Here is a 24,671-nt window from a genome sequence, read left to right as displayed (position 1 = left end):
CGAAGGAGAGAGCGCTTGTCCACACTCGATTCGACCGCGCCCAGGCGACGCGGGGCGATCGCTCTCCTCGGCGCCCAGTGGGGCAAGTACGGTCTTCAGGTCGGCGGGATCGTGATCCTCGCCCGTCTGATCGATCCCGGGGACTTCGGCCTCGTGGCGCTCGGCCTCGCACTGTCGGGCTTCGCGGCGGTTCTCGGGGACTTCGGGTTGAGCCTGGCCGCCCTTCGCGCGCCGACCCTGTCGGTGGATCAGCGCGACATGCTGTTCTGGATCAACACCCTCATCGGGGCCGTGGCATCCCTGCTCGTCGTCGCCGCCGCGGTTCCCGTGAGCGCGGCCTTCGGCGATGAACGACTGGCTCCCGTGATGGCGCTGCTGGCGCCCGCCTTCGCGCTGCGTTCCGCGAGCGTGCAGTACCGCGTCGAGCTGAATCGCGCGGGCCGGCTGAGCGCGCTGGCCCTCGTGGAAGTCGTGGGGGATGCCATCGGTCTCGTGACCGCGGCCGTCCTGGCGTTGTGCGGGTACGGCGTGCTGGGGCTGACGCTCCAGGGCGGGGTGGCCGCCGCGATCACGCTGATCGCAGCGGTGACGGCGTCCCCCTGGTGTCCTCGGCGGCCTCGTCGAGATGTCCCCCTGCGTTCTCTGCTGGCGTTCGGGGGCAACACGTTCGCGGTGCACCTCGTCAACTACGCGTCGTCCAACATCGGGACCATGGCGGTCGGCGCGGCGTCGGGGAGCACCGTCCTGGGCCTCTTCAGCCGGGCGAATCAGCTGGTGAATTTGCCTCTCGAGCAGGTGGCGAGTCCGTTGACCCGGATCGTGATCCCCACCCTCGTCGATGCCGGCGGTCCCGCCGAGATCCAGCGCCGCCTCAGCCGCTTCCAGATCGTGCTCTGCTACCCGGTGCTCGCCTACCTGAGCCTTCTGGCTGCCGCCGCTGCACCCGCGATCCACGTGGTGCTCGGCTCGGATTGGACCCCGGCCGCCGACGATGTGACCATCCTCGCGGTGGGCGCCGTTTTCCAGACCCTGGGGTACGTCGCGTACTGGGCATTCCTGGCGACGGGTCGCCCCGGCCTGCTCCTGGGATCGGAGGGCGTCGGCCGGTCGCTCATGATCGCGCTGTCTATCGTCTGCGCCACCCGTGGCCCGATGTGGGTGGCCTCGGCCATCGCCGTCGGCCATCTCGCCGTCTGGCTGAGTGCGACGCTCGTGTTCCTCCCGCGCGCCGGGGTGTCGGGCTGGGCCCTCGCGCGCGCGGCAGGACCCGCCCTGCTCGTCTTCGGCCTCTCCTTCGCCGCCGCGCGCGGCCTCGATTCCTGGCTCCTCACGTCATGGGAGGCCTTCCCCCGGCTGATGGCGATCACGGGCTCCTGGGGTCTCGTCGTCGTGATCGCGTGCGCCCTTTTCGCGAAATCGGACATCGCGCTCATCCGCGGGTTCATCCGGTCGCGCTGATCCCGGTCGGTATCGGCTCGTCCCCGGACCTGAGCAACCATCGAACGACCATGAGGGGGACACGATGCACATCGTCAGTGTGACGCGGACCGTTCCGTACGACGGCATCCCGCACGCGGGCGGCGAGTACGCACTGCGACACGCGCGGGCGTTGACGGAACTCGGGCATTCCGTGACGTTCATCGCGCCGAACACCGCCGAGAACCGGCGCGCCGTCACCGCGGGAGGGGACGGAGGCGCCGCCCTTCTGTACGGAAACGAGGAGGTCGACACCCCCGGGAAGATCGAAGGCCTCCGTCGGCGCCTGTCCCCCGCTCGGCTCTCCCGCCGCGAGCGCAGCGCGTTCGCGCGCGACGCCGCCGTCCGCTCAGCCCTCGCGCGTGCGGACGTCCTCGAGTTCCACTGGACCCAGGCGGGCGACCTCACTCGTCTCGCCGGCGGTCACGCCCCCCGCGATGTGCGGCGACTCCTCGTCCTGCACGACGTCATGACGCAGCAGATCGAGCGCCAGGTGCGCTCGGGCGGAGGCTCGGTGCCCGTCCGGGTCGGGCGCGCGGCCAAACTGCGCCTGGTGCGCCGCGCGGAGCGCCGCGCGATCGCCTCCGTGGATGTCGCGGTCGTGTTCAGCGAGAAAGACGCGCAGAAGGCGGAGACCCTCGCCCCTGCCTCGACCCGGATCGCCGTGCTTCGCCCTCCCCTGGCGACGGGAGCGCACGTCGACGACGAGCCGGGCGAGCTCGAGCCGGACGACATCGAGCCGTCGCCGGGCTTCGACGTGCTCTTCGTCGGGTGGTTCCGCCGCACCGACAACGCGCAGGCGGCCGAGTGGCTCTGCCGCGAGGTGTGGCCGACCGTGCGCGCCGCGCGACCCGACGCTCGCCTGACACTCGCGGGCGCGGACCCCTCGCCCGCCCTTCTCGAGATCGCCGCCTCCGACTCGAGCGTCACCGTCACCGGCTACATGGACAGCCTGGATGCCGTGTACCGCCGGGCGGACCTTGCCGTCGTCCCGGTGCAACAGGGCGCGGGAGTGAAGTTCAAGACCGTCGTCGCGATGCTGTGGGGGCTCCCGGTGGTCTCGACGCAGGTCGGCCTCGAGGGGATCACCGCCGACCCGGAGCTGGTCTGGCGGGCGGCCGACACGGCGAACGACTTCGCAGCGGGCGTCCTCTCCGCGGCATCCGATCCAGCCGCCGCGAGACGCGTCGGGGCGGCCGCGCGCAAATGGGCGGGCGAGGAGTTCTCCGAAGAACGCTTCCGCGCGCGCCTTCACGACGTTCTCGAGTCCCTGCGAGCAGGGCCCCCGCGAGCCGGATCCCCGCAGCCTCCCTCGATCTGACCCCTCACCCTGGAGCTTCTTCTTCTCCCATGTACACCCCGCAGGACTTCTCCGTCGTGTCCCCCGTGAACGAGCCGGTCACTCTCGAGCGGTGCCTCGCGGCATCCCCCGACATCGTCGAGGGGACGGTCCCGCTGCGGACCGTCGCCGACGCGGCGTCCGCTTCTCTCGTCATCGAGGCCGCCCTTCGAGACGCCGCGACCGCGTTCGTGGTGTACGCGCATCAGGACGTGTACTTCCCCCGGGGGTTCTTCCGAGTGCTCGCCGACCGCCTCACCGCTCTCGACGCCGTCGACCCGCGGTGGGCCGTCGCCGGCGCCATCGGACGCGACGCGCGCCAGCGCACGCACGGGACCGTCTGGAGCACCGACCGCGGAATGGTGGTGGGAACGGTGATCGATGGGCCCCGGCCCGTCGACTGCCTCGACGAGTGCCTGCTCGTCCTCCGCGCCGGCGATCTGTCACTCGTCGACACCGCGTTGCCGGGCTTCCACCTGTACGGCGTCGACCTCGTGCAGATGGGGAAGGACGAGGGACGTTCGTCGTACGCGCTCCCGCTGAACATCGTCCATCACGCGAAGCCGATCACCTCGCTCGGCGGCGGCTACGCCGAGGGCCACCGTTACATGCGCCGGAAGTGGGGGGCGCGGCTGCCACTGACCACGCTCATCGCGCCGCTCGAACGCATCCCGTGGAAGCTGTGGAAGATGCGGGTGGGCGCCTGGGTGCGGACACGGACCGTCCGCGCGAAGCACGGGTACGGGCAGAGCACCGACCCGCGCGCGATCGCCCGCGAGCTGGCGTACGAGTAGTCGTCAGGCCCAGGCTTCGGCGAGCGCGCGCCGCTGAGCGGCGGCGTCCCGCGGTCCCAGGTAGCGCGCCCATTCCCCGCGGTTCGAGGCACGCCATTCCGGGAACCGTCCGTTCTCGATCGCCGCGACGAGGCTCGGCATCCCTTCCTCGATCGTCAGGGCCGGCGGGAGACAGGCGAGCGCGGGGATCGCCCGCGCCAGGATCGGCAGTCCGGTCGCGTGCGCGTCGAGAAGCGCGATCGGAAACCCCTCCCACGCGGCGGTGTGGAGGTAGAGATCGAGGGCGCGGAGCTCCGCGCGCACGCCGGTGCTCGACAACCAGCCCGTGACGCGGATGTCCTGTGGTGCCGCCGTCTCGCCGTCGCCGATCCAGGTCGGCGCGACGTGGATCGACGGAAGTGCCCGGCGCAGGTCGTCGACGCACCGGAGAAAGTAGTCCGGGTCCTTCTGCGCGGCCCAACGCCCCAGCATCCCGATCCGGAGCCGGCCGTCGATTCCCTGGAGTGACAGCGCGAGCGGTTCTCCCGTCCGCTCCCAGGACGCCACATTCGGGATGACGAGGCTCCGCCCCTCGGGCACTCCCACCGCCACGGCCTGCCGGCGTTCGCCCGCACCGCAGGCCGCCACGATCGCCCGCCCCGCGAGGGCCGCTTCGATCCCACGGAAGAGCGCGCGCTTTCCGACACCCACATCGGTGCGGGAGAACGCGAAGCAGTGGGGGGTGTAGACGACGCGCACGCCCGAGGGCCACCGCAGCGTGCGCACGTAGGCTCCGGGAAAGCTCGAGTGCGCGTGGACCACGTCGAGCGGATGCCGACGACGCAGACGCCGCAGACTCTGCGCTGCGCGCGCCGGTGTCGACGTGTCCCAGTCCAGGTGGTCGGCCTCGAGTTCGCCCCAGACGGGAGCGGGGACGCCGTCCACGAACGGGGAGGCGATGGTGTGCCGGTACCCCTCGGGCGAATGCCGGATGTAGGTGCGCACCGCGACGGGAACACCACCCGTCACGCGGTCTACGACATGCAGGACGCGACGCAGAGGGAGACGACTCACCCCGAGAGGGTAGAGACGACACGTGGCATGGTGGTTCGGCCGAGCGATCGAGGCGTGCGGGTGAAGCACCACCTGCCGGCCGTCAAGGCCATGCGCCGCGAGGTCTCCGCTGCTTAGCGTCGCTCCATGACCTCCGAAGACGACCAGCTGACTTTCGACAACCCCGTCACCCGCTACTCCCGCGTCGAGCCGCCGATCCAGCACCAGCCCGAGCCCGGCGTGCAGGCCGACATGACCCCCGTTCCCGACCTGGGTGAGAAGTCCTACCGGGGTCTCGGCCGCCTCCGGGGACGCAAGGCGCTCATCACCGGCGGCGACTCCGGGATCGGCGGCGCGGTCGCGATCGCGTTCGCGCGAGAGGGCGCCGACGTCGCGATCGTCCACCTCCCCGCGGAACAGCGCGACGCCGATCACGTGCTCGCCCAGATCCGGGATGCCGGCCGGACCGGCGTCTCGATCGCCACCGACATCACCGATCCGGACGCCTGCCGCGACCTCGTCGCCCGCGCCGCCGACGCGCTGGGCGGTCTCGACATCCTCGTCAACAACGCGGGTAAGCAGGTGATGGTCGAAAAGGTCGACGACCTCTCCGACGAGCAGTTCGAGCAGACGTTCCGAACGAACGTCTTCGCACCGTTCTGGATCACGAAGGCCGCGCTCGCGCATCTGCCCGAGGGCGGAACGATCATCAACACCGCGTCGCTCGAGGCCTACGTCCCCGCCCCCGACCGGCTGGACTACGCCGCAACGAAGGCGGCCATCAACAACCTCTCGAAGGGGTTGGCTCAGCAGCTCGCACCGCGTGGCATCCGGGTCAACGTCGTCGCTCCCGGTCCCACCTGGTCGGCGCTCCAGGTCAGCCAGGGCGTCTCCGACGATCAGATGGAGCACTTCGACGACGAGAGCACGTACCAGCGCGCGGGCCAGCCGGCCGAGATCGCGCCCGCGTTCGTCTTCCTCGCGTCCGCGGAGTCGAGCTATGTCTCGGGCGAGACGCTGAACGTGAACGGCGGCATGGTCACGCCGTAACGCCGCCCTTGCGTATAACGGGTCGCCGCGCAAGCGACCCGTTCCGGCACCCGACGTGCGCGAGCGTGAAGACATGCTCACCGACAACCCCACCGCCTCGGGCGGGGAGCCCGTCACCCTGTTCCTCCTCCACGCGCTCGGCGCGAGCGCCGGGTCCTTCGACCGGGTCGCGGAGCATCTCGCCGGTCGGGTGCGCGTCGAGGGCATCGATCTCCCGGGTTTCGGCTCCCTCGCCGAGGCGCGCGACTCCTCGCTCGAGACGACGGTGGACCACGTCCTCGCACATCTCGCGGCCCACGCGCGCGGACGCTGGATGCTCGGCGGCCACAGCATGGGCGGGAAGGTCGCGGGGCTCGTGGCATCCCGGGTCCTCCGCGGAGACGCTCCGCTCGTGGGTCTCGCCGGCATGGTGCTCATGGCGCCCTCGCCCCCGCGGCCCGAGCCGATGGACGAGGAGCGCCGTGAGCGCATGCTGTCGTGGGTGGCCGAGGGGTCGATCTCGGAGCAGGATGCCGAGACCTTCATCGATCAGAACACCGCGGAACCGCTCGATCCCGGCGCCCACGAGAAAGCCCTGACGGATCTGCGACGCACCTCCCCCGCCGCGTGGCGCGCGTGGCTCGAGACCGGCAGCCGTGTCGACGCCTCGGCGGAGGTCGGAACCCTCGACCTGCCCGTCCTCGTCCTGGCGGGCACGGAGGACGCCGACCTCGGCGCCGCGGCTCAGCCGGGCCTGCTGGCCCCGGTGTACCCCCGCGCGCGCTTCGTCTCGCTCGACGACACGGGCCACATGATCCCCCTCGAACGTGCTCCCGAGACCTCCGAGGCGATCGCGCGCTTCGTGGCGGACGAGGTCCTCATCGGGCCGGTCGTTCCCGACGATTGGGCCGCTCTCATCGCCGGGGACCGGGTGGATGCCCGGGTGCGCGGCATCCTGAATCTCCGGGCCGTTCCCGACGACCGGGGGTACGCCCCCCAGGTGCTCGATCTCGCGCAGCTGACGCTGCTGCGCGAGATCGCCGACCTCGTCGTGCCGCAGGACGGTCTCGCGATCGACATCGCCGCGCGCGTCGACGCGCAGCTCGCGCGCGGCGAGGGCGACGGGTGGCGCAACGCCGACCTGCCTCCCGACCCCGAGGCGTACCGCGCGGGACTCGACACCCTCTCCGCGAGCTGGCCGACCGACCCGGTGGCGCGTGAGGACGTGCTGCGTGCCGCGGTCGAGGGGCGGACGGATGCCGAAGGCCCCCTCGACGCTGCTCGACTGAAGCTGTGGCTCGAGGACGCCCGCAACGACCTCGTACGCCAGTGGTTGGCGCACCCGGCGAGCATGGCGCGCCTCGGATACGACGGGTTCGCCACCGGCGGCAGCCCGATCCGCGGGTTCGTGGAACTGCGTCTCGGGAGACGCGAAGACTGGGAGCCCGCCGGCGTCGGCGGCACCGTAGCGGCGGGAGACGCGGCATGAACATCGAGACCATGCGCACGTTCGGCACCGACGAGACCGTCGATGTGGTCGTCGTGGGAACCGGCGCGGGCGGCGCGCCCCTGACGGCCGAGCTCGCGAAGAAGGGCCTGAGCGTCGTCGCGATCGAGGCCGGGCGCCACTTCGCGCTCGACGACCTCACCCCCGATGAGACCGAGGCCGTCGAGATCAACTGGATGTCGGAGCGACTCAGCGGCGGCGACGACCCCACCGCCTTCGGGCCCAACAACAGCGGACGCGGCGTGGGCGGGTCGATGCTGCACTGGGGCGCGTTCACCCCGCGTCCCGACCGCCGCGACCTCGCGCTGCGTACCGAGACGGGCGAGGGCCGCGACTGGCCCGTCGACCCCGACGAGCTGCTGGCCTACGTCGAGCGGGTCGAGGGTGACATCGGCGTCTCGGGGCCCACCCCCTACCCGTGGGACCCCTCGCGTCGCTACGCCTATGCGCCCGCGAAGCGCAACGCGCCCGCGAACCTCGTGGCGAAGGGCTGCGACGCCCTCGGTATCCGCTGGGCCGATGCGCCCGCCGCCGTTCTCACCCGCGCGCGCCTGCAAGATCACCACGGCGAGCGCGGGGCGTGCGTCAACTGCGGCGAGTGCCACCAGGGATGCCGGACGGATGCCAAGGCCTCCACCGCCAACACCTACCTGCCTGCGGCGGTCGCCGCCGGCGCCGAGATCCGCGCCGAGGCGATGGTCCACGCGATCGAACTCGACGCGCGCGGCCATGTCGCCGCTGTCGTCTACCGCCGGAACGGCGTCGATGTACGCCAGCGGTGTCGTTCGCTCGTGCTCGCGGGCGGCGGAGTCGAGACGCCGCGCCTGCTGCTGCACACCGGCCTGGCGAACGCCAACGGTCAGGTCGGCCGCAACTTCCTCGCCCACGGTGCGACCCAGGTGTGGGGGCGGTTCGACGAACCCGTCCGCGGCCACCGTGGATACCCCTCCTCGCTCATCAGCGAGGACATGATGCGGCCCGCCGACGCCGATTTCGCCGGTGGCTATCTCGTGCAGAGCCTGGGCGTCATGCCCCTGACCTTCTCGACGACGCTCGTTCGCGGTGGTGGCCTCTGGGGTCCCGAGCTCATGCAGCGACTCGAGCAGTCGCGGTTCATGGCGGGCATCGGCATCAACGCCGAGTGTCTGCCGTCGGACGACAACCGGCTCGAGCTGGTCGACGAGCTCGACGAGTTCGGCATCCCTCGCGCCCGGGTGAGCTTCACCGCGGGAGCGAACGAGAAGGCGATCGATCGGCACGCGACGGCGTTCATGCTGCGGGTGATGGAGGCCGCCGGCGCCCGCGAGACGATGGTGTTGGCCCGCACCGCTCACACGATCGGCACGTGCCGGATGTCGGTGGACCCGTCCGACGGCGTCGTGGATGCCGACGGCCGCTCGCACGAGATCCCCAACCTGTGGATCAGCGACAACTCCGTCTTCCCCTCGGCCATCGCCGCGAATCCCGCCCTGACGATCATGGCGCTGTCGCTGCGCACCGCGGACCGCTTCCTCGCGTCGGCGGCCTGACCCGCGCCCCTCCCGCCCGCGCGGCGCAGTGCTCGGGGCCGCCGAGATCATACGATCGGTGCGAGGTCGCACGCACCGAGACTGCCGGGCCGCGCGATCTCGTCACGATCGTGTGATCCGGGCACGGGCCGCCCGCCTGCCTGCCACGGTCGCCAGCCCGGCACGGGAGAATGGATGCCATGAAGCTCGAGCATCTCCGCCGGTTCGCCGTCCTCGCCGAGGAGCTGCACTTCCCGCGCTCGGCCGAGCAGCTCGGCATCCCCCTCGCATCCCTCTACACGACCATCGACAAGCTCGAGGAAGAGGTGGGGCAGTCGTTGATCTCCCGCACCCCGCCCACGCAGCTCACCCCCGCGGGGCGTCTGCTGCTCGAGGAGGCGCATCACCGCATCGCCGACGCCCCGCCGCCCGCGCCGAAGCAGAAGGCACCCGGCGGCGGCAAGGCGAAGGCGTCGAAGGGCAAGGGCCGCGCCCCGATCGTGAAGGGCCAGCCCAAGCCCTACAAGAAGCGCCAGGGCCGCTGACCCGCGCGCCCGTCCCCCGATAAACGCTCATCCTGTCGAGACTCGCTGCGCTGCCGCGTGTCTCGACAGGATCGGCGTTTCTCGCGCCGTATCGCGCTCGCGCTACAGCTCGGTCACGACACCCGCCTCGACGCGCCACCGCCGGTCGGTCTGCACAGCCGCGAGCATCCGCCGGTCGTGCGTGACAAGCAGCAGCGTGCCGGTGTAGGACTCCAGCGCCTGCTCGAGCTGCTCGATGGCGGGCAGGTCGAGGTGGTTGGTCGGCTCGTCGAGCACGAGCACGTTGACGCCGCGCGCCTGGAGGAGAGCGAGTCCCGCGCGCGTGCGCTCTCCCGGTGACAGGCCGTCGACCGGACGCGTCACGTGGTCGGCCTTCAGCCCGAACTTGGCGAGCAGCGTCCGCACCTCGCCGGCGTTCATCTCGGGCACGAAGCCCTCGAACGTCTCGGCGAGCGGCCGCTCCCCCACCAGCAGCGAGCGGGCCTGGTCGATCTCACCGATCTCGACGCTCGCGCCCAGGCTCGCCGTCCCGCCATCCGGCGTCTGACGCCCCAGGATGCCGCGCAGCAGCGTCGATTTTCCGGCACCGTTCGGCCCGGTGATGCCGATCCGCTCCCCCGCGTTCACCTGGAGCGAGACGGGGCCGAGGGTGAAGTCGCCCTGGCGGAACACGGCGCTCGAGAGTGTCGACACAACCGAGCTCGATCGCGGCGCCGAGCCGATGGTGAACTCGAGCTGCCACTCTTTGCGGGGCTCTTCGACCTCTTCGAGCCGCGCGATGCGGCTCTCCATCTGGCGGACCTTCTGCGCCTGCTTCTCGCTCGACTCCGTCGCGGCCTTGCGGCGGATCTTGTCGTTGTCGGGCGACTTCTTCATCGCGTTGCGCACGCCCTGGCTCGACCACTCCCGCTGGGTCCGCGCGCGCGAGACGAGATCGGCCTTCGTGTCGGCGTACTCCTCGTACTTCTCGCGCGCCTGGCGACGCAGCGTCGCCCGCTCTTCGAGATAGGCGTCATACCCGCCGCCGTAGACGCGGTGCGCGTTCTGCGCGAGGTCGAGCTCGAGCACTCGAGTGACCGACCGGGCGAGGAACTCGCGGTCATGGCTCACGAGCACCACTCCCCCGCGCAGCCCCCTCACGAACGTCTCGAGGCGCTCGAGCCCGTCGAGGTCGAGGTCGTTCGTCGGCTCGTCGAGCAGGGCGATGTCGAAGCGCGACAGCAGGAGCGCCGCCAGACCCACGCGGGCCGCCTGACCGCCCGACAGCCCCGTCATCTCGGCATCCGGTCCCACGTCCAGTCCGAGGTCGGCCAGGACCTGCGGCATCCGCTCGTCGAGGTCGGCGGCACCGCTCGCGAGCCAGCGCTCGAGGGCGGTGGCGTAGGCGTCGTCGGCTCCCACGGCCGTGGGGTCGCTCAGCGCCGCCGCCGTGGCATCCATCTCCCGTGTCGCCTCGGCCGCGCCGGTGCGGCGCGCGATGTACGCGGCGACGGTCTCGCCCGCGACACGCTCGTGCTCCTGCGGCAACCAGCCGACGAACGCGTCGGCGGGAGCGAGACTGATCGACCCGCCCTGCGGCTCGTCGACGCCGGCGAGCAGACGCAACAGCGTGGACTTCCCCGCGCCGTTCGCCCCGACGACGCCGATGACATCTCCGGGCGCGACCGTGAGGTCGATGCCTCCGAAAAGCGTGCGGTGCCCGTGGCCCCCGGTGAGGTTCTGCGCGACGAGGGTGGCGGTCATCCTCCTAGTCTCTCAGGACGCCGTCCGGCACCCGAGCCCCGAGATCGTCATCCCGAGTGCCGTGCATCCGCGCGACGTCGAGGTCCTTGAGCCTGTCGATGGGACCGGATGCCGCGCGCTCACCGCGCCCGCGGATGAGCGCCCGCGTAGACGTCGCGCAACGCGTCGACGGTGACGTGCGTGTAGATCTGGGTCGTCGCGACCGACGCGTGCCCCAGGAGCTCCTGCACGACGCGGACGTCGGCTCCGCCCTGCAGGAGATGGGTCGCGAAGGAGTGGCGCAGCGTGTGCGGCGAGACGTGGGCGGTGAGGCTCGCGCGTTCGGCTGCGGCCTGGATGATCAGCCACGCGCTCTGGCGCGAGAGAGGAGCACCGCGGACCCCGAGGAACAACCTCGGCGTGGCTCGCCCCTTGGCCGCGAGGGCCGGGCGTACCCGGGTGAGATAGGCCTCGATCGCGGCGCGGGCGTACGAGCCCACGGGCACCACGCGCTCTTTGTCGCCCTTGCCGCGTACACGCAGCAGGTCGCCGTGCACGGTGTCGTCGACGTCGAGCTGGACGATCTCCGACACCCGCGCGCCGGTCGCGTACAACAGTTCGAGCAACGCACGGTCGCGCACCGCGGCGGGCTCGGCCACCGAGGCGTCGGACGAGCCGGGGGCAGGCCCCGCGGCATCCAGAAGCTCGTTCACCTGGCCGATGGTCAGCGCCTTCGGCAGGCGCCGTGGGGCTTTCGGGGGGCGCAGGCGTCCGCTCGGGTCGTCATCGACTCGTCCCTCGAGGACGAGGAAACGATGCAGTCCCCGCACCGAAGACTGCAGCCGTGCGAGCGAGGAGGACGCGGGCGGGGGTTCGGCCGACGCCCGTTCGGCGGCGAAGTCGGCGATGAGCGCGGGCGTCACCGTCTCGATCGCATCCACCCCTCGACCGCGCAGCCACTCGATGTACACCGCGAGGTCGCGCCGGTAGGCGGCGACGGTATGGTCCGAGAGCCCGCGCTCGAGCGCGACGTGCCGGAGGTACCCCTCGACAGCGCGCTCGAGCTCCACGTCAGGCCGAGGTGGCCTCGCGGCGCAGCACCTCGGCCGCGGCGAGAGCGCCGGTGGCCAGGATGCCGTTACGCAGGCGCCCCGCGAGCACACCGTCGATCACGTCGGCGAGCGGCACGCGCTCGACCCGCATGTCGGACTCCTCGTGCTCGCGCTCGTAGTCGGTCTCGACCGACCGCAGGCCGCGGGCGAGGAAGACGTGCACGACCTCGTCGTTGCCGCCGGGCGTGGTGTGCATCGAGATCAGGTGCTGCCAGCGGTCCGCTTCGAGGTCGACCTCTTCGGTCAGCTCACGCTTCGCCGTCTCGAGCGGTGGTTCACCGGCGACGTCGAGCAGACCCGCCGGGATCTCCCAGTCGCGTTCCTTGATCGGGTGGCGGTACTGCTGGATGAGCACGACGCGCTCGTCGTCGTCGATCGCCACGACGGCCGCGGCCCCCGGGTGCTCGACGTACTGGCGGGTCATCTCGCCGTCGCCGTACCGCACGGTGTCGCTGCGCACGTTCCACACGGCGCCCTCGTAGACGAGATCTGTCGAGAGAATCTCGAGGTCCACCCGCTCGTCGCGCAGCTCATCCATGTCAGTCCTCCTCGACGTCGAACAGCTCGCTCGAACGGTGACGCTCGAGCGCCGCGCCGACGAGCCCGCGGAAGAGCGGGTGCGGCTCGGTCGGACGCGAACGCAGCTCGGGGTGCGCCTGCGTGGCGATGTAGTACGGGTGCACGTCGCGCGGCAGCTCCACGAACTCGACCAGGTCGAGGTCGGGGTTCAGCCCCGAGAAGACGAGACCCGCGTCGCTCAACTGCTCGCGGTAGGCGTTGTTCACCTCGTAGCGGTGACGGTGGCGCTCGGAAATGCGATTCGCGCCGTACAGCTCGGCCGCGAGCGAGCCCTCGGCGAGATCGGCGGGGTACAGGCCCAGCCGCATCGTGCCGCCCAGGTCGCCGCTCTCGAGGATGTCGACCTGCTCGGCCATCGTCGCCACGACGGGGTGCGTGGTGTCGGGGTCGAACTCGCTCGACGAGGCGCCCTCGAGGCCCGCGACGGTCCGCGCGTACTCGATGACCATGCACTGCAGGCCGAGGCAGATCCCGAGCGTCGGGATGCCCTGCTCGCGCGCGAACCGCAGCGCGCCGAGCTTGCCCTCGATACCGCGGATGCCGAAGCCGCCGGGCACGATGATGCCGTCGACCGCCGCGAGCGCCTTCTCGGCACCCTCGGGCGTCTCGCACAGGTCGGAGGGGATCCACGTGATCTTCACGTGGGTCTCCTGCCCGAAGCCACCCGCCTTGATCGCCTCGGTGACCGAGAGATACGCGTCGGGGAGGTCGATGTACTTGCCGACCAGGCCGATCGTGACCTCGTGCTTGGGGTTGTGCACCGCCTGCAGCACGCGCTGCCAGCGCGACCAGTCGACGTCCGCCGCCTTGTCGATGTCGAGCGCGTCGACGATGTACGCGTCGAGACCCTGGTCGTGCATCATCGTGGGGATGTCGTAGATGCTCGGCACGTCGATCGCGTTGACGACGGCGTCCTCGTCGACGTCGCACATGAGCGCGATCTTGCGCTTGTTCGACTCGGTGACGGGCCGGTCGCTGCGCAGCACGAGGGCGTCGGGCTGGATGCCGATGGAGCGCAGCGTCGCCACGGAGTGCTGCGTGGGCTTGGTCTTCTGCTCGCCGGAAGCACCCATGAACGGCACGAGCGACACGTGCACGAAGAAGACGTTCTTGCGCCCCAGCTCGTGGCGGATCTGACGCGCCGACTCGATGAACGGCTGCGACTCGATGTCGCCGACGGTGCCGCCGATCTCGGTGATGATCACGTCGGGCTGCGGGGTCTCGCTCGCCTGCAGGCGCATGCGGCGCTTGATCTCGTCCGTGATGTGCGGGATCACCTGCACGGTGTCGCCGAGGTACTCGCCGCGACGCTCGCGCGCGATGACCTGCGAGTAGATCTGACCCGTGGTGACGTTGGCTGCCTGGCTCAGCTCGATGTCGAGGAAGCGCTCGTAGTGCCCGATGTCGAGGTCGGTCTCGGCGCCGTCGTCGGTCACGAAGACCTCGCCGTGCTGGAACGGGTTCATCGTTCCCGGGTCGACGTTCAGATACGGGTCGAGCTTCTGCATGACCACACGCAGGCCGCGAGCCGTGAGGAGGTTGCCGAGGCTTGCCGCCGTCAGGCCCTTACCCAGGGAGGACACCACGCCTCCGGTGACGAAGATGTGCTTCGTCGTGAAGGTCTTGTCGTCTGAATTTCCCGCCGCGTCCGAAGTCTGCATCACGGGCTTCGATCCTATCAGTCGCATCTGTCCGGTGGGCTCGCGGATCCTCTCCGCCTCGTCCGGCAGTCTGGCATCGACCTCCGACATCCGTGTCACGGCGTCGTGACGATCGCGGGTCGATCGCTGAGATCAGCCCGCGCTGCGCCCGGTCTCGAGCAGTTCGCGCGCGTGCGTCAGCGCGGCATCCGAGTCGCTCAACCCGGAGAGCAGGCGCGCCATCTCGGCCTCGCGCTCCGCTCCCTCGAGCCGACGGACGCTGGATGCCGTGACCGCACCGTCGTTGCCCTTGACCACCGTGAGGTGGTTGCCGGCGAACGCGGCCACCTGCGCGAGGTGGGTGACGGCGATCACCTGGGACGACTCGGCGAGGCGCGCGAGACGACGTCCGACCTCGATCGCGGCCGCACCGCCGATCCCGGCGTCGACCTCGTCGAAGACGAACGTGGGGACCGGGTCGACCCCGGCGATCACCACCTCGATCGCGAGCATGACGCGGCTGAGCTCGCCGCCCGAAGCACCCCGCGACACGGGACGCGGGTCGGCGCCGGGGTGCGGTGCGAGGAGGATCGACACCTCGTCACGACCATGACCCGCCGGTGCCGCGGGCGCCACGTCGACCGTCAGGCGGGCATCGGGCAAGGCGAGCGCGTGAAGCTCCTCCGTGACGGCGGCGCCCAGGCGCTCCGCCGCCTCGCGCCTGGCCGCGGTGAGTCTCTCGGCAGCGACGTCGAGCTCGGCCGCCGCGTCATCGCGCTGCGTCTCCAGACGCTGCAAGCGGTCGCCGTCGTCGTCGAGTTCGACGAGACGCGCCGAGCCGGTCTCGAGCAGGGCGAGGGCGGCATCCACGGATCCGTGTGCGCGGGTGAGTCCAGCGAGGACGGCGCGCCGCTCGTCGACGGCGGCCAGCTCGTGGGGGCCCGACTCGTCGAGGTCGGCGAGGTAACCCGACAGCGCGACGGACGCGTCGGTGGCTCGGTATCCGAGGTCGGCGACCTGTTCCCCGATCGCGGCGAGGGCGTCGTCGCTCCCGGCGATGCGCTCGAGGGCGCGACGCGCCTCGGCGAGCAGGGTGATCACGTCGGGTGTGCCGTCCTCGTTCGACAGTGCGGCGTGGGCGGTGACCGCGGCCAGCCGCAGCTCCTCGGCGTTGGCGAGGCGCTCCGCACGGCGGGCGAGCTCCTCGTCCTCTCCCGGGACGGGGGCGGCAGCCTCGATCTCGGCGATCGCCGCCCGCAACTGCTCGGCCTCACGGGCACGCTCGTCTCGGTCGGCGGTGAGCGTGGTCAGCTCGGCGTCGAGCGTCCGCCACGCGTCCCACGCCGCGCGGTACGCCTCTCGGGCCGCCGTGACGACCTCCCCGCCGAAGCGGTCGAGCGCGTCGCGCTGCGCGGACGCCGACTTCAGCCGGAGCTGATCGGACTGCCCGTGGACGACGACGAGATCGTCGGCCAGGTCGGCGAGGACGCCGGCCGGAGCGGTGCGTCCCCCCACCGTGGCGCGTCCGCGCCCTTCGCTGGAGACCGTCCGTCCGAGGTAAAGCTCGGCGGATCCGCCACCGACGGGCTCGACGTCACCGCCGGCCTCCCGCACGCGCCCCGCGACCGTGCCGTCCTCGGGGACGAGCCAGACGCCCTCGACCGCCGCCTGCGCCGCGCCCTTGCGCACCGCACCGGAGTCGGCGCGCTGGCCCAGCAGAAGCCCCAGCCCGGTGACGACCATGGTCTTACCGGCGCCGGTCTCCCCCGTGATCGCGGTGAAACCCCGCCCGATGGGCAGTGTCGCGTCGGCGATGACGCCGAGGTCGCGAAGACGCATCTCTTCGATCATGAGACGCCTCCGGCGGTGCCGCGCCAGCCCGTGACGGGGAGACGGAACTTGCGGACGAGACGCTCCGTGAAGGCCGCGGGATGCAGCCGAGCCAGACGCACGGGCCGCGACGACCGACGCACGACGACCCGGGCTCCCGGCGGTAGATCGTGCGAGCGTCGACCATCGCACCACAGGATGCCACTCCCGCTCGTGCGCTCGAGGACCTCGACCGCGACGCTGGCATCCGGGCCCACGACGAGGGGCCGCGCGAACAGCGCGTGCGCGGAAAGGGGAACCACGGCGATGGCCTCGACGGTCGGCCAGACGACCGGGCCACCCGCGGAGAAGTTGTAGGCGGTCGAGCCGGTGGGGGTCGCGATGACCACTCCGTCGCAGCCGAACGACGACAGAGGGCGTCCATCGACCGCCATGACGACTTCGAGCATGCGTTCCCGGCTGGCCTTTTCGACCGTGGCCTCGTTCAGGGCCCAGGTCTCGTAGATGACGCGGTCATCGGCATCCTGGATCTTGACCGCCAGAGCCAGGCGCTCCTCGACCGTGTAGTCGCGGGCGATCACGCGACGCACGGCATCGTCCATGTCGTCGCGCTCGATCTCGGCGAGGAAACCGACGTGGCCCATGTTGATACCCAGAATGGGTGCGGTGCTGCCCCGCACCATCTCGGCCGCGCGCAGGATCGTTCCGTCGCCGCCGAGAACGATGGCGAGTTCGACCTCGTCGATGCCCACCTCGGCGCCGAGCGTCGCCACACCCTCGAGCGAAAGGCGCTCGGCGAGTTCGGGACGGTCCTCCGCCGAGACGACGGGAACCGCCCCCGCCGTGAGCACCGCCGAGATGATGCGCTCGGCAGCCTGGACGGTGTCGTCACGGCGCGCGTGGACGACGAGGAGGATTCGGCGATCGCTGGGGGTCATCGGCTTCCGGTCAGTCGGGTCACGGTGCTCTCCCATTCTGAGGGGTCGGTGCCGTGAGCGGCTGAGAACCACGCGACGTACTCCTGGTTGCCGTGGGTCCCGACGATGGGCGACGAGATGAGGCCGCTGGTCTTGAGACCGGCATCCCACGCGGCCCAGAGCACCGTGTGAACGGCGTCCGCGCGGAGCGCCGGGTCAGTCACGAGTCCGCCCTTGACGGCCGTGCGTCCCACTTCGAACTGCGGTTTCACGAGGAGGATGACATCCGCGTCGGGCGCGGCCGTCTCCACCACCGCGGGCAGAACGTGGTGGAGCGAGATGAACGAGAGGTCCCCGGTGACGATCGCGGGTCGCTCGGCGACGCCGGTGGCGTGCGCGAGGGAGGCGGCGGTCATGAACCGCACGTTATACCCCTCGACCGACACCACGTCGGGGTCGGACGCCAGGGCTGTGGACAACTGCCCGTGGCCGACGTCGACCGCCAACACCGGCCGCGCACCGCGCTCGCGGAGCACCTGTGTGAACCCGCCCGTCGATGCGCCGAGGTCCAGCGCGACGCGCCCCGCGACGTCGACCTCGAAGGCGTCGAGCGCCGCGAGTAGTTTGTGCGCCCCGCGGCTGACGTAATGATCCGGACTCGCCACCTCGATCACGCTGTCCGTGTCGACGGGGGCGGATGCCTTGACGACCGCACGCCCGTTGACGCTCACCTCGCCGGCGGCGATCAGTTGCGTCGCGTGCGACCGCGAGCGGGCAAGGCCGCGAGCAGCGAGCTCGGCATCCAGTCGCGTCATGCGTGCGTCGATGATGCGTGGTCGGTCGGTCCGGACTCGAGTCGTCGCGCCAGCTCGTCGTGCACGGCCGCGTAGGCCTCGGCCCGCGCGTCCAGAGGCTGCTCTTCGATGATGCGAAGGCGGCTGATCAGTTCGGGGTCGGCGGCGTTCTCTCGGCTGTCCGACATGGATGCCATGCTACCGGCGTCACCGCACGCGGAAGGGATCCGCGTAGAGCTGTTCGGGGACGCGGAAGCCGAAGATCGCGCGACCCGAGTTCCAGATCGCGGCCGCCCCGGCCCGCAGGAGATCGATCTGCCGCGAGCCCTCGGACACGATCCGGAGGTCCACACCGTCGATCTCGACGACCGCGTCACCGACACGTGTCCGTTCCCCCTTGACGATCGTCGCGGGGTACGGCTCGAACAGCTCGCGAAGATCGGCGACGATGTAATCCGGGCGCTGCGAGGGTGGCGCCGCGAGCACCTGCTTCGGACGATCGATACCGGTCAGAACGAGCAACGACGCCATGTCCGCCGCACGGGCACCCTGGATGTCGGTGTCCAGCCGGTCGCCGATGAACAGCGGCTTCGTGGCGCCGGTCCGCGTCACGGCCTCATCGAAGATCGGGCGTTCGGGCTTCCCCGCGATCGTGGCCAGGCGCCCCACCGCGGTGTGCACCGCCGACACGAGGGTGCCGTTTCCCGGGGCGATCCCCCGCGCCTGCGGGATCGTCCAGTCCGTGTTCGTCGCCACCCACGGGATGCCGCCCTCTTCCACCGGTGTCGCGAGAGCGTAAGCGGCCTCCGCCAGCTGTGCCCATCCGACCTCGGGCGCGAAGCCCTGCACCACGGCCGCCGGGGAGTCCTCGGCGCTGCGGGTGACCACGAAGCCGGCCTTCTCGACCTCGACGACGAGCCCCTCGCCGCCGATGACCAGCAGTGTCGACCCCGCCGGCACGAGATCGCGCATGAGGCGCATCGCCGCCTGCGGGCTCGTCACGACGTCGTCGGCCGCGACACGCAGCCCGAGCGACGACAGGTGCTCCGCGACCGTCGCGTCCGTCCGCGAGGCGTTGTTCGTGATGTATCCGAGCCGACGGCCCTCGCTCTGGGCGCGGTTGAGGCTGTCTACCGCGTGCGGCAGCGCACCCGGACCGGCGTACACGACGCCGTCGAGGTCCGCGAGCACGACATCGACGCCGTCGAGCGGAGTCGGCTCCTGCTTGCTACGGCCGAAGATCACCGTTCGCCCTCGGACGCGTCGTCGTCGACCTCGGCGGGCTTCTCTCCCGCAGCCACGCCGTCTACCGCGGCGCCGTCGTTCACCTCTTCACCGGCCGGAACCTCGTCGACGGTCGACTCGCCGGCCTCCGCCGGGTCGCCGTCGATGTCGGCTACGGGAATGACTCCGGATGCCACATCCACACCGCCCTCGTCGTCGATCAGGTCGATCTCCTCGACGACGATGACCTCGCGGTCCGCGACGCCGGAGGCGGCGTCGAGAGCATCAGCGGCGATCTCCGCACGGCGCTCCCACTCCGCGGCCTCGTCGTGCCGGCCCAGTTCTTCGAGGACCGCCGCCCGTGCGGAGAACAGCGCGGGGCTCCACTCGAACGCCCGGTCGGGATCGGCCTCGGGGATCTCGAGTTCCTGAAGAGCACGGTCGGTCTGGCCGAGATCGAGGCGCGCGCCCGACATCGCGATCGCCAGCTGCACGCGCACCGGGACCGACAGGGTCGCACGATCGACCGCGCGGCCTTCTTCGAGAGCGCGGTCGGGTCTGCCGACCCCGCGCTCACTGTCGACGATGAGAGGAAGCTGCTCGTCGGAGCCGGTGATGCGGCGGTGCGTACGGAGTTCGCGCAGCGCAAGGGCGAAGTCGCCGACCGCGTAGGCCGTGATGGCAACGGTCTCGCGCACGACACCGACGCGACCGGCACTGCGCGAGGCCGCGAGAGCGTGCTGGTGTGCGAGAGCCGGGTCCTCGTCGATGAGACGCGCTGCCATGGCGAGATGTCGAGCGACGTTCTCGGCGTTGTCTTTGCTGAGCGTCTTCAGTTCATTGCGCGCAGCGCCCGGCAGGTCCCACGCGGTGACCTCTTCCGGAATCTCCGGGCCGCGTTCGCGGCGATCCTGAGGCGGTCGCGTCGCGCGGGAGTCCTCACGGTCGAAACGGCGAGGTGCGCCGGCACCGGGCCGACGGTCGCCGGAGGGGCGACGGTCACCCCCGCCGAAGCTGCGCGACTCACCGTCACGCCGCGGGCGCCCGGGGGCGTCGCCGTCACGGCGGAATGGACGGTCGCCATCACGGGACGGTCGACCGGAGCCACGAGAGTCACGGTTGAAAGAACGATCGCCGTCGCGTTGCGGCCGACCGTCACTCGAGCGCGGCGGACGTCCATCACTGTCGCGTCGGAACGGACGCTCGCCGTCACGACGGAAAGGACGATCACCGTCCCGCGGCGGACGCCCGTCGTTGTCGCGACGGAAAGGACGATCGCCATCCCGCGGGGGCCGCGCATCGTTGTCCCGACGGAAAGGACGATCGCCATCCCGCGGGGGCCGCGCATCGTTGTCCCGACGGAAAGGACGATCGCCATCCCGCGCCGGACGCGCATCGTTGTCCCGGCGGAAAGGACGGTCGCCATCACGCGCGGGACGCGCATCGTTGTCGCGACGGAAAGGACGATCGCCATCCCGCGGGGGCCGCGCATCGTTGTCCCGACGGAAAGGACGGTCGCCATCGCGCGGCGGACGCGCATCGTTGTCGCGACGGAAAGGACGGTCGCCATCACGCGCGGGACGCCCCGCGCCCTGACCATCACGACGGAAAGGACGATCGCCATCTCGAGGGGGACGCCCGTCGTTGTCGCGACGGAACGGACGGTCGCCATCGCGCGGCGGACGCGCATCATTGTCGCGACGGAACGGGCGATCCCCGTCGCGGCGCGCGGGACGGTCCCCACGCGGAGCTCCGCCTGAAGACGGCCCGCGACCGAACGCGCGGTCGCCCGAGCGTCCTTCCTTGCCCTTGCGATCGTTCGCGTCGTCCGTCGACATGACTGTCCTCCCCGGGAAAAACTACCCGTAAATGCGAAATGGCCACCCAGCTTTGGGTGGCCATTTCGTTAGAAGAAGTCCGGCGGTGTCCTACTCTCCCACAGGGTCCCCCCTGCAGTACCATCGGCGCTGAGAGGCTTAGCTTCCGGGTTCGGAATGTGACCGGGCGTTTCCCTCTCGCTATGGCCGCCGAAACACTATTGATGTTTCAAAAACCAACAACGATTACTTTCATTGTTGCGTTCCCGACCGTACATCGAGAACCACTCAGTGGACGCAAGCACCAAAAACGGTGTGTTATCAAGTCATCGGCTTATTAGTACCGGTCAGCTTCACGTATTACTACGCTTCCACATCCGGCCTATCAACCCAGTAGTCTGGCTGGGAGCCTCTCACCATAAAGGTATGGAAGTCTCATCTTGAGGCCGGCTTCCCGCTTAGATGCTTTCAGCGGTTATCCATTCCGAACGTAGCTAATCAGCGGTGCTCCTGGCGGAACAACTGACACACCAGAGGTTCGTCCAACCCGGTCCTCTCGTACTAGGGTCAGATCCTCTCAAACTTCCTACGCGCGCAGCGGATAGGGACCGAACTGTCTCACGACGTTCTAAACCCAGCTCGCGTACCGCTTTAATGGGCGAACAGCCCAACCCTTGGGACCTACTCCAGCCCCAGGATGCGACGAGCCGACATCGAGGTGCCAAACCATGCCGTCGATATGGACTCTTGGGCAAGATCAGCCTGTTATCCCCGAGGTACCTTTTATCCGTTGAGCGACAGCGCTTCCACAAGCCACTGCCGGATCACTAGTCCCGACTTTCGTCCCTGCTCGACCTGTCAGTCTCACAGTCAAGCTCCCTTGTGCACTTACACTCGCCACCTGATTGCCAACCAGGTTGAGGGAACCTTTGGGCGCCTCCGTTACATTTTGGGAGGCAACCGCCCCAGTTAAACTACCCACCAGGCACTGTCCCTGAACCGGATCACGGTCCTAAGTTAGATATCCAGAGTGACCAGAGTGGTATTTCAACAATGACTCCACACTCACTGGCGTGAATGCTTCACCGTCTCCCACCTATCCTACACAAGCCACACCGAACACCAATACCAAGCTGTAGTAAAGGTCACGGGGTCTTTCCGTCCTGCTGCGCGTAACGAGCATCTTTACTCGTAATGCAATTTCGCCGAGTTCGCGGTTGAGACAGTTGGGAAGTCGTTACGCCATTCGTGCAGGTCGGAACTTACCCGACAAGGAATTTCGCTACCTTAGGATGGTTATAGTTACCACCGCCGTTTACTGGGGCTTAAATTCTCAGCTTCGCCTTGCGGCTAACCGGTCCTCTTAACCTTCCAGCACCGGGCAGGCGTCAGTCCGTATACATCGTCTTGCGACTTGGCACGGACCTGTGTTTTTAGTAAACAGTCGCTACCCACTAGTCTCTGCGGCCACCACACCCTTTCGGAGCAAGTCCTAATAAGTGGATGGCCCCCCTTCTCCCGAAGTTACGGGGGCATTTTGCCGAGTTCCTTAACCACGATTCTCTCGATCTCCTTGGTATTCTCTACCTGACCACCTGAGTCGGTTTGGGGTACGGGCGGCTAGAACCTCGCGTCGATGCTTTTCTCGGCAGCATAGGATCACCCACTTTTTATCCGCATCGTGTCTCAGCCTCAATGACTCCCGGATTTGCCTAAGAGTCGGCCTACGCACTTGCACCAGGACTACCATCGCCTGGCTTGGGCTACCTTCCTGCGTCACACCTGTTAATACGCTAGCCGCACCAGCATGGGGTCGAGCGTTCACACACACCCGCCTCACCCCGAAGGGATCGGCTAAAGCGTGAGCTAGGACTCTTAGCACCACTGGATTAGCTTGGGCGGTTCTTCGCCGGTACGGGAATATCAACCCGTTGTCCATCGACTACGCCTGTCGGCCTCGCCTTAGGTCCCGACTTACCCAGGGAAGATTAGCTTGACCCTGGAACCCTTGGTCTTTCGGAGGACGTGTTTCTCACACGTCTTTCGCTACTCATGCCTGCATTCTCACTCGTGTAGCGTCCACGGCTGGGTCACCCCGCCGCTTCACTCGCCACACGACGCTCTCCTACCCATCAACACGGCTGGACCACGAAGGCCTACCAAAAATGTCAATGCCACAACTTCGGTGGCGTGCTTGAGCCCCGTTACATTGTCGGCGCGGAATCACTTGACCAGTGAGCTATTACGCACTCTTTCAAGGGTGGCTGCTTCTAAGCCAACCTCCTGGTTGTCAAAGCAACTCCACATCCTTTCCCACTTAGCACGCGCTTAGGGACCTTAGTTGGTGGTCTGGGTTGTTTCCCTCTCGACTATGAAGCTTATCCCCCACAGTCTCACTGCTGCGCTCTCACTTACCGGCATTCGGAGTTTGGCTGACGTCAGTAACCTTGTAGGGCCCATCGGCCATCCAGTAGCTCTACCTCCGGCAAGAAACACGCAACGCTGCACCTAAATGCATTTCGGAGAGAACCAGCTATCACGAAGTTTGATTGGCCTTTCACCCCTATCCACAGCTCATCCCCTCAGTTTTCAACCTAAGTGGGTTCGGTCCTCCACGACGTCTTACCGTCGCTTCAACCTGGCCATGGATAGATCACTTCGCTTCGGGTCTAGGACACGCGACTGAATCGCCCTATTCAGACTCGCTTTCGCTACGGCTACCCCACACGGGTTAACCTCGCCACGTATCGCTAACTCGCAGGCTCATTCTTCAAAAGGCACGCTGTCACCCCTACTAAGGAGGCTCCAACGGTTTGTAAGCAAACGGTTTCAGGTACTATTTCACTCCCCTCCCGGGGTACTTTTCACCTTTCCCTCACGGTACTTGTCCGCTATCGGTCATCTGGGAGTATTTAGGCTTATCAGGTGGTCCTGACAGATTCACACGGGATTTCTCGGGCCCCGTGCTACTTGGGATACTCTTCACGCCAAGAACAGGCATTTCGACTACGGGGTTCGCACCCTCTATGACCGGCCATTCAAAACCGTTCGTCTATACCCTCTTGTCACGTCGACTGCTCGGCAGAACAATCAGAAAAGTCCCACAACCCCCAACATGCAACGCCTGCCGGCTATCACACACGCTAGGTTTAGCCTCTTCCGGTTTCGCTCGCCACTACTCACGGAATCGCTTTTGCTTTCTCTTCCTGTGGGTACTGAGATGTTTCACTTCCCCACGTTCCCTCTACCCGCCCTATATATTCAGGCGGGAGTCACCAGGTACGCACGCGCCCTGGCGGGGTTTCCCCATTCGGACACCCTCGGATCAAAACTCGCTTATCAGTTCCCCGAGGCTTATCGCAGATTGCTACGTCCTTCTTCGGCTCCAGATGCCAAGGCATCCACCGTTTGCTCTTAAAGACTTGAAATCACATGAGTTGAATCGTCAAAAAATTGACTAATGATCTTTAAGATCATCTTCACGACACAAACCCGAAGGCTCATGTCGAAGATGCTCGCGTCCACTGTGTAGTTCTCAAAGTACGGGCGGTACCCACCCCACACGCCACAACCGTGACAGCAGGGAAGGCCCACAAGGAAACAGCCACCAACCAGATCCGAAAACCCGATCAGCGCCCGGCCCCTCAGGACCCAACAGCGTGCATGTACCCACCCCTCCGACCCGAACCGTTCCCACAGACAAGCTGCGTACTAGACCCGAAATCCTCAGAATGAGCACCCCATCAAATGTTCCACCCATGAGCTAACCGGCAGACACACTCGGTCTGATCCGGCGCCTGGACACC

Annotated in this window: 19 protein-coding genes and 2 rRNA genes; 8 read left to right on the top strand and 13 right to left on the bottom strand. The window is 68.6% G+C overall.

Annotated elements, in window-relative coordinates:
* Positions 1-15: 15 nt before the first annotated feature.
* From MTES_RS10755 to MTES_RS10745, 3 genes are all read left to right on the top strand, one after another.
* Complete coding sequence (locus MTES_RS10755) at positions 16-1,458, top strand: oligosaccharide flippase family protein (RefSeq protein ID WP_013585280.1); 1,443 nt, start codon at positions 16-18, stop codon at positions 1,456-1,458.
* Between the two features lie 64 nt (positions 1,459-1,522).
* Positions 1,523-2,797, top strand: coding sequence for a glycosyltransferase family 4 protein (locus MTES_RS10750; RefSeq protein WP_013585279.1), 1,275 nt, complete (start codon positions 1,523-1,525; stop codon positions 2,795-2,797).
* A gap of 29 nt (positions 2,798-2,826) precedes the next feature.
* A complete protein-coding gene (locus MTES_RS10745) occupies positions 2,827-3,609 on the top strand; it encodes a hypothetical protein (RefSeq protein ID WP_013585278.1) in 783 nt (260 codons plus the stop codon).
* Positions 3,610-3,612: 3 nt separating this feature from the next.
* Here MTES_RS10745 and MTES_RS19335 read toward each other — a convergent pair whose 3' ends face one another.
* Positions 3,613-4,662: a glycosyltransferase family 4 protein gene (locus MTES_RS19335; protein WP_331437148.1), complete on the bottom strand. Its 1,050-nt coding sequence runs from the start codon at positions 4,660-4,662 to the stop codon at positions 3,613-3,615.
* Between the two features lie 126 nt (positions 4,663-4,788).
* Between MTES_RS19335 and MTES_RS10735 the strand changes: the two genes are divergently transcribed.
* The 4 genes from MTES_RS10735 (at position 4,789) to MTES_RS10720 (ending at position 9,230) form a co-directional block, all read left to right on the top strand.
* The gene (locus MTES_RS10735) at positions 4,789-5,691 is read left to right on the top strand and encodes an SDR family oxidoreductase (RefSeq protein WP_013585275.1); all 903 of its coding nucleotides are present in this window, start codon (positions 4,789-4,791) and stop codon (positions 5,689-5,691) included.
* A gap of 73 nt (positions 5,692-5,764) precedes the next feature.
* The gene (locus MTES_RS10730; protein WP_013585274.1) at positions 5,765-7,159 is read left to right on the top strand and encodes an alpha/beta fold hydrolase; all 1,395 of its coding nucleotides are present in this window, start codon (positions 5,765-5,767) and stop codon (positions 7,157-7,159) included.
* Complete coding sequence (locus tag MTES_RS10725; protein ID WP_013585273.1) at positions 7,156-8,706, top strand: GMC family oxidoreductase; 1,551 nt, start codon at positions 7,156-7,158, stop codon at positions 8,704-8,706. Before MTES_RS10730 ends, MTES_RS10725 begins: the two co-directional genes overlap by 4 nt.
* 179 nt (positions 8,707-8,885) lie before the next feature.
* Positions 8,886-9,230: a LysR family transcriptional regulator gene (locus MTES_RS10720; RefSeq protein ID WP_013585272.1), complete on the top strand. Its 345-nt coding sequence runs from the start codon at positions 8,886-8,888 to the stop codon at positions 9,228-9,230.
* A gap of 102 nt (positions 9,231-9,332) precedes the next feature.
* On the opposite strand, the gene MTES_RS10715 is transcribed toward MTES_RS10720, so the two are convergent.
* From MTES_RS10715 to MTES_RS10670, 10 genes are all read right to left on the bottom strand, one after another.
* On the bottom strand, positions 9,333-10,973 hold the full coding sequence (locus MTES_RS10715) for an ABC-F family ATP-binding cassette domain-containing protein (protein WP_013585271.1): 1,641 nt from the start codon (positions 10,971-10,973) through the stop codon (positions 9,333-9,335).
* 119 nt (positions 10,974-11,092) lie between these two features.
* A complete protein-coding gene (gene xerD / locus MTES_RS10710) occupies positions 11,093-12,022 on the bottom strand; it encodes a site-specific tyrosine recombinase XerD (RefSeq protein WP_013585270.1) in 930 nt (309 codons plus the stop codon).
* Position 12,023: 1 nt separating this feature from the next.
* Positions 12,024-12,602 (bottom strand): NUDIX domain-containing protein, encoded by a 579-nt coding sequence (locus tag MTES_RS10705; protein WP_013585269.1) that lies wholly within the window; start codon positions 12,600-12,602, stop codon positions 12,024-12,026.
* Position 12,603: 1 nt separating this feature from the next.
* Complete coding sequence (locus tag MTES_RS10700) at positions 12,604-14,304, bottom strand: CTP synthase (protein ID WP_013585268.1); 1,701 nt, start codon at positions 14,302-14,304, stop codon at positions 12,604-12,606.
* A 132-nt stretch (positions 14,305-14,436) separates the two neighbouring features.
* Positions 14,437-16,134, bottom strand: a complete 1,698-nt coding sequence (recN, locus tag MTES_RS10695) for a DNA repair protein RecN (protein WP_013585267.1) — start codon at positions 16,132-16,134, stop codon at positions 14,437-14,439.
* The gene (locus MTES_RS10690; protein ID WP_013585266.1) at positions 16,131-17,051 is read right to left on the bottom strand and encodes an NAD kinase; all 921 of its coding nucleotides are present in this window, start codon (positions 17,049-17,051) and stop codon (positions 16,131-16,133) included. The genes recN and MTES_RS10690 overlap by 4 nt, the downstream gene beginning before the upstream one ends.
* Positions 17,048-17,845: a TlyA family RNA methyltransferase gene (locus MTES_RS10685; RefSeq protein ID WP_013585265.1), complete on the bottom strand. Its 798-nt coding sequence runs from the start codon at positions 17,843-17,845 to the stop codon at positions 17,048-17,050. The genes MTES_RS10690 and MTES_RS10685 overlap by 4 nt, the downstream gene beginning before the upstream one ends.
* Positions 17,842-18,012 (bottom strand): hypothetical protein, encoded by a 171-nt coding sequence (locus MTES_RS19665; protein WP_013585264.1) that lies wholly within the window; start codon positions 18,010-18,012, stop codon positions 17,842-17,844. The genes MTES_RS10685 and MTES_RS19665 overlap by 4 nt, the downstream gene beginning before the upstream one ends.
* Positions 18,013-18,031: 19 nt before the next feature.
* Positions 18,032-19,069 carry an HAD-IIA family hydrolase gene (locus MTES_RS10675; RefSeq protein WP_013585263.1) on the bottom strand — a complete coding sequence of 346 codons (1,038 nt, stop codon included), beginning with the start codon at positions 19,067-19,069 and terminating at the stop codon, positions 18,032-18,034.
* The gene (locus MTES_RS10670; protein ID WP_013585262.1) at positions 19,066-19,833 is read right to left on the bottom strand and encodes a hypothetical protein; all 768 of its coding nucleotides are present in this window, start codon (positions 19,831-19,833) and stop codon (positions 19,066-19,068) included. The genes MTES_RS10675 and MTES_RS10670 overlap by 4 nt, the downstream gene beginning before the upstream one ends.
* A 6-nt stretch (positions 19,834-19,839) precedes the next feature.
* On the opposite strand from MTES_RS10670, the gene MTES_RS19330 reads away from it, so the two are divergent.
* Positions 19,840-20,808 carry a hypothetical protein gene (locus tag MTES_RS19330; RefSeq protein WP_148272856.1) on the top strand — a complete coding sequence of 323 codons (969 nt, stop codon included), beginning with the start codon at positions 19,840-19,842 and terminating at the stop codon, positions 20,806-20,808.
* Positions 20,809-20,963: 155 nt separating this feature from the next.
* On the opposite strand, the gene rrf is transcribed toward MTES_RS19330, so the two are convergent.
* Positions 20,964-21,080: ribosomal RNA gene (gene rrf, locus MTES_RS10660) — 5S ribosomal RNA — on the bottom strand.
* Positions 21,081-21,182: 102 nt separating this feature from the next.
* A 23S ribosomal RNA gene (locus MTES_RS10655) occupies positions 21,183-24,293 on the bottom strand.
* Positions 24,294-24,671 lie beyond the last annotated feature (378 nt).

It is taken from the genome of Microbacterium testaceum StLB037 (assembly GCF_000202635.1).
Classification (GTDB): domain Bacteria; phylum Actinomycetota; class Actinomycetes; order Actinomycetales; family Microbacteriaceae; genus Microbacterium; species Microbacterium testaceum_F.
This window is presented reverse-complemented; position numbering and strand designations above follow the sequence as displayed.

Coding starts and splice junctions, on each gene's coding strand:
- MTES_RS10750 (WP_013585279.1), top strand. CDS start 1,523: ATGCACATCGTCAGTGTGACGCGGACCGTTCCGTACGACGGCATCCCG.
- MTES_RS10745 (WP_013585278.1), top strand. CDS start 2,827: ATGTACACCCCGCAGGACTTCTCCGTCGTGTCCCCCGTGAACGAGCCG.
- MTES_RS10735 (WP_013585275.1), top strand. CDS start 4,789: ATGACCTCCGAAGACGACCAGCTGACTTTCGACAACCCCGTCACCCGC.
- MTES_RS10730 (WP_013585274.1), top strand. CDS start 5,765: ATGCTCACCGACAACCCCACCGCCTCGGGCGGGGAGCCCGTCACCCTG.
- MTES_RS10725 (WP_013585273.1), top strand. CDS start 7,156: ATGAACATCGAGACCATGCGCACGTTCGGCACCGACGAGACCGTCGAT.
- MTES_RS10720 (WP_013585272.1), top strand. CDS start 8,886: ATGAAGCTCGAGCATCTCCGCCGGTTCGCCGTCCTCGCCGAGGAGCTG.
- MTES_RS10715 (WP_013585271.1), bottom strand. CDS start 10,973: ATGACCGCCACCCTCGTCGCGCAGAACCTCACCGGGGGCCACGGGCAC.
- MTES_RS10705 (WP_013585269.1), bottom strand. CDS start 12,602: ATGGATGAGCTGCGCGACGAGCGGGTGGACCTCGAGATTCTCTCGACA.
- MTES_RS10700 (WP_013585268.1), bottom strand. CDS start 14,304: ATGCAGACTTCGGACGCGGCGGGAAATTCAGACGACAAGACCTTCACG.
- recN (WP_013585267.1), bottom strand. CDS start 16,134: ATGATCGAAGAGATGCGTCTTCGCGACCTCGGCGTCATCGCCGACGCG.
- MTES_RS10690 (WP_013585266.1), bottom strand. CDS start 17,051: ATGACCCCCAGCGATCGCCGAATCCTCCTCGTCGTCCACGCGCGCCGT.
- MTES_RS10685 (WP_013585265.1), bottom strand. CDS start 17,845: ATGACGCGACTGGATGCCGAGCTCGCTGCTCGCGGCCTTGCCCGCTCG.
- MTES_RS19665 (WP_013585264.1), bottom strand. CDS start 18,012: ATGTCGGACAGCCGAGAGAACGCCGCCGACCCCGAACTGATCAGCCGC.
- MTES_RS10670 (WP_013585262.1), bottom strand. CDS start 19,833: ATGGCAGCGCGTCTCATCGACGAGGACCCGGCTCTCGCACACCAGCAC.
- MTES_RS19330 (WP_148272856.1), top strand. CDS start 19,840: ATGTCGAGCGACGTTCTCGGCGTTGTCTTTGCTGAGCGTCTTCAGTTC.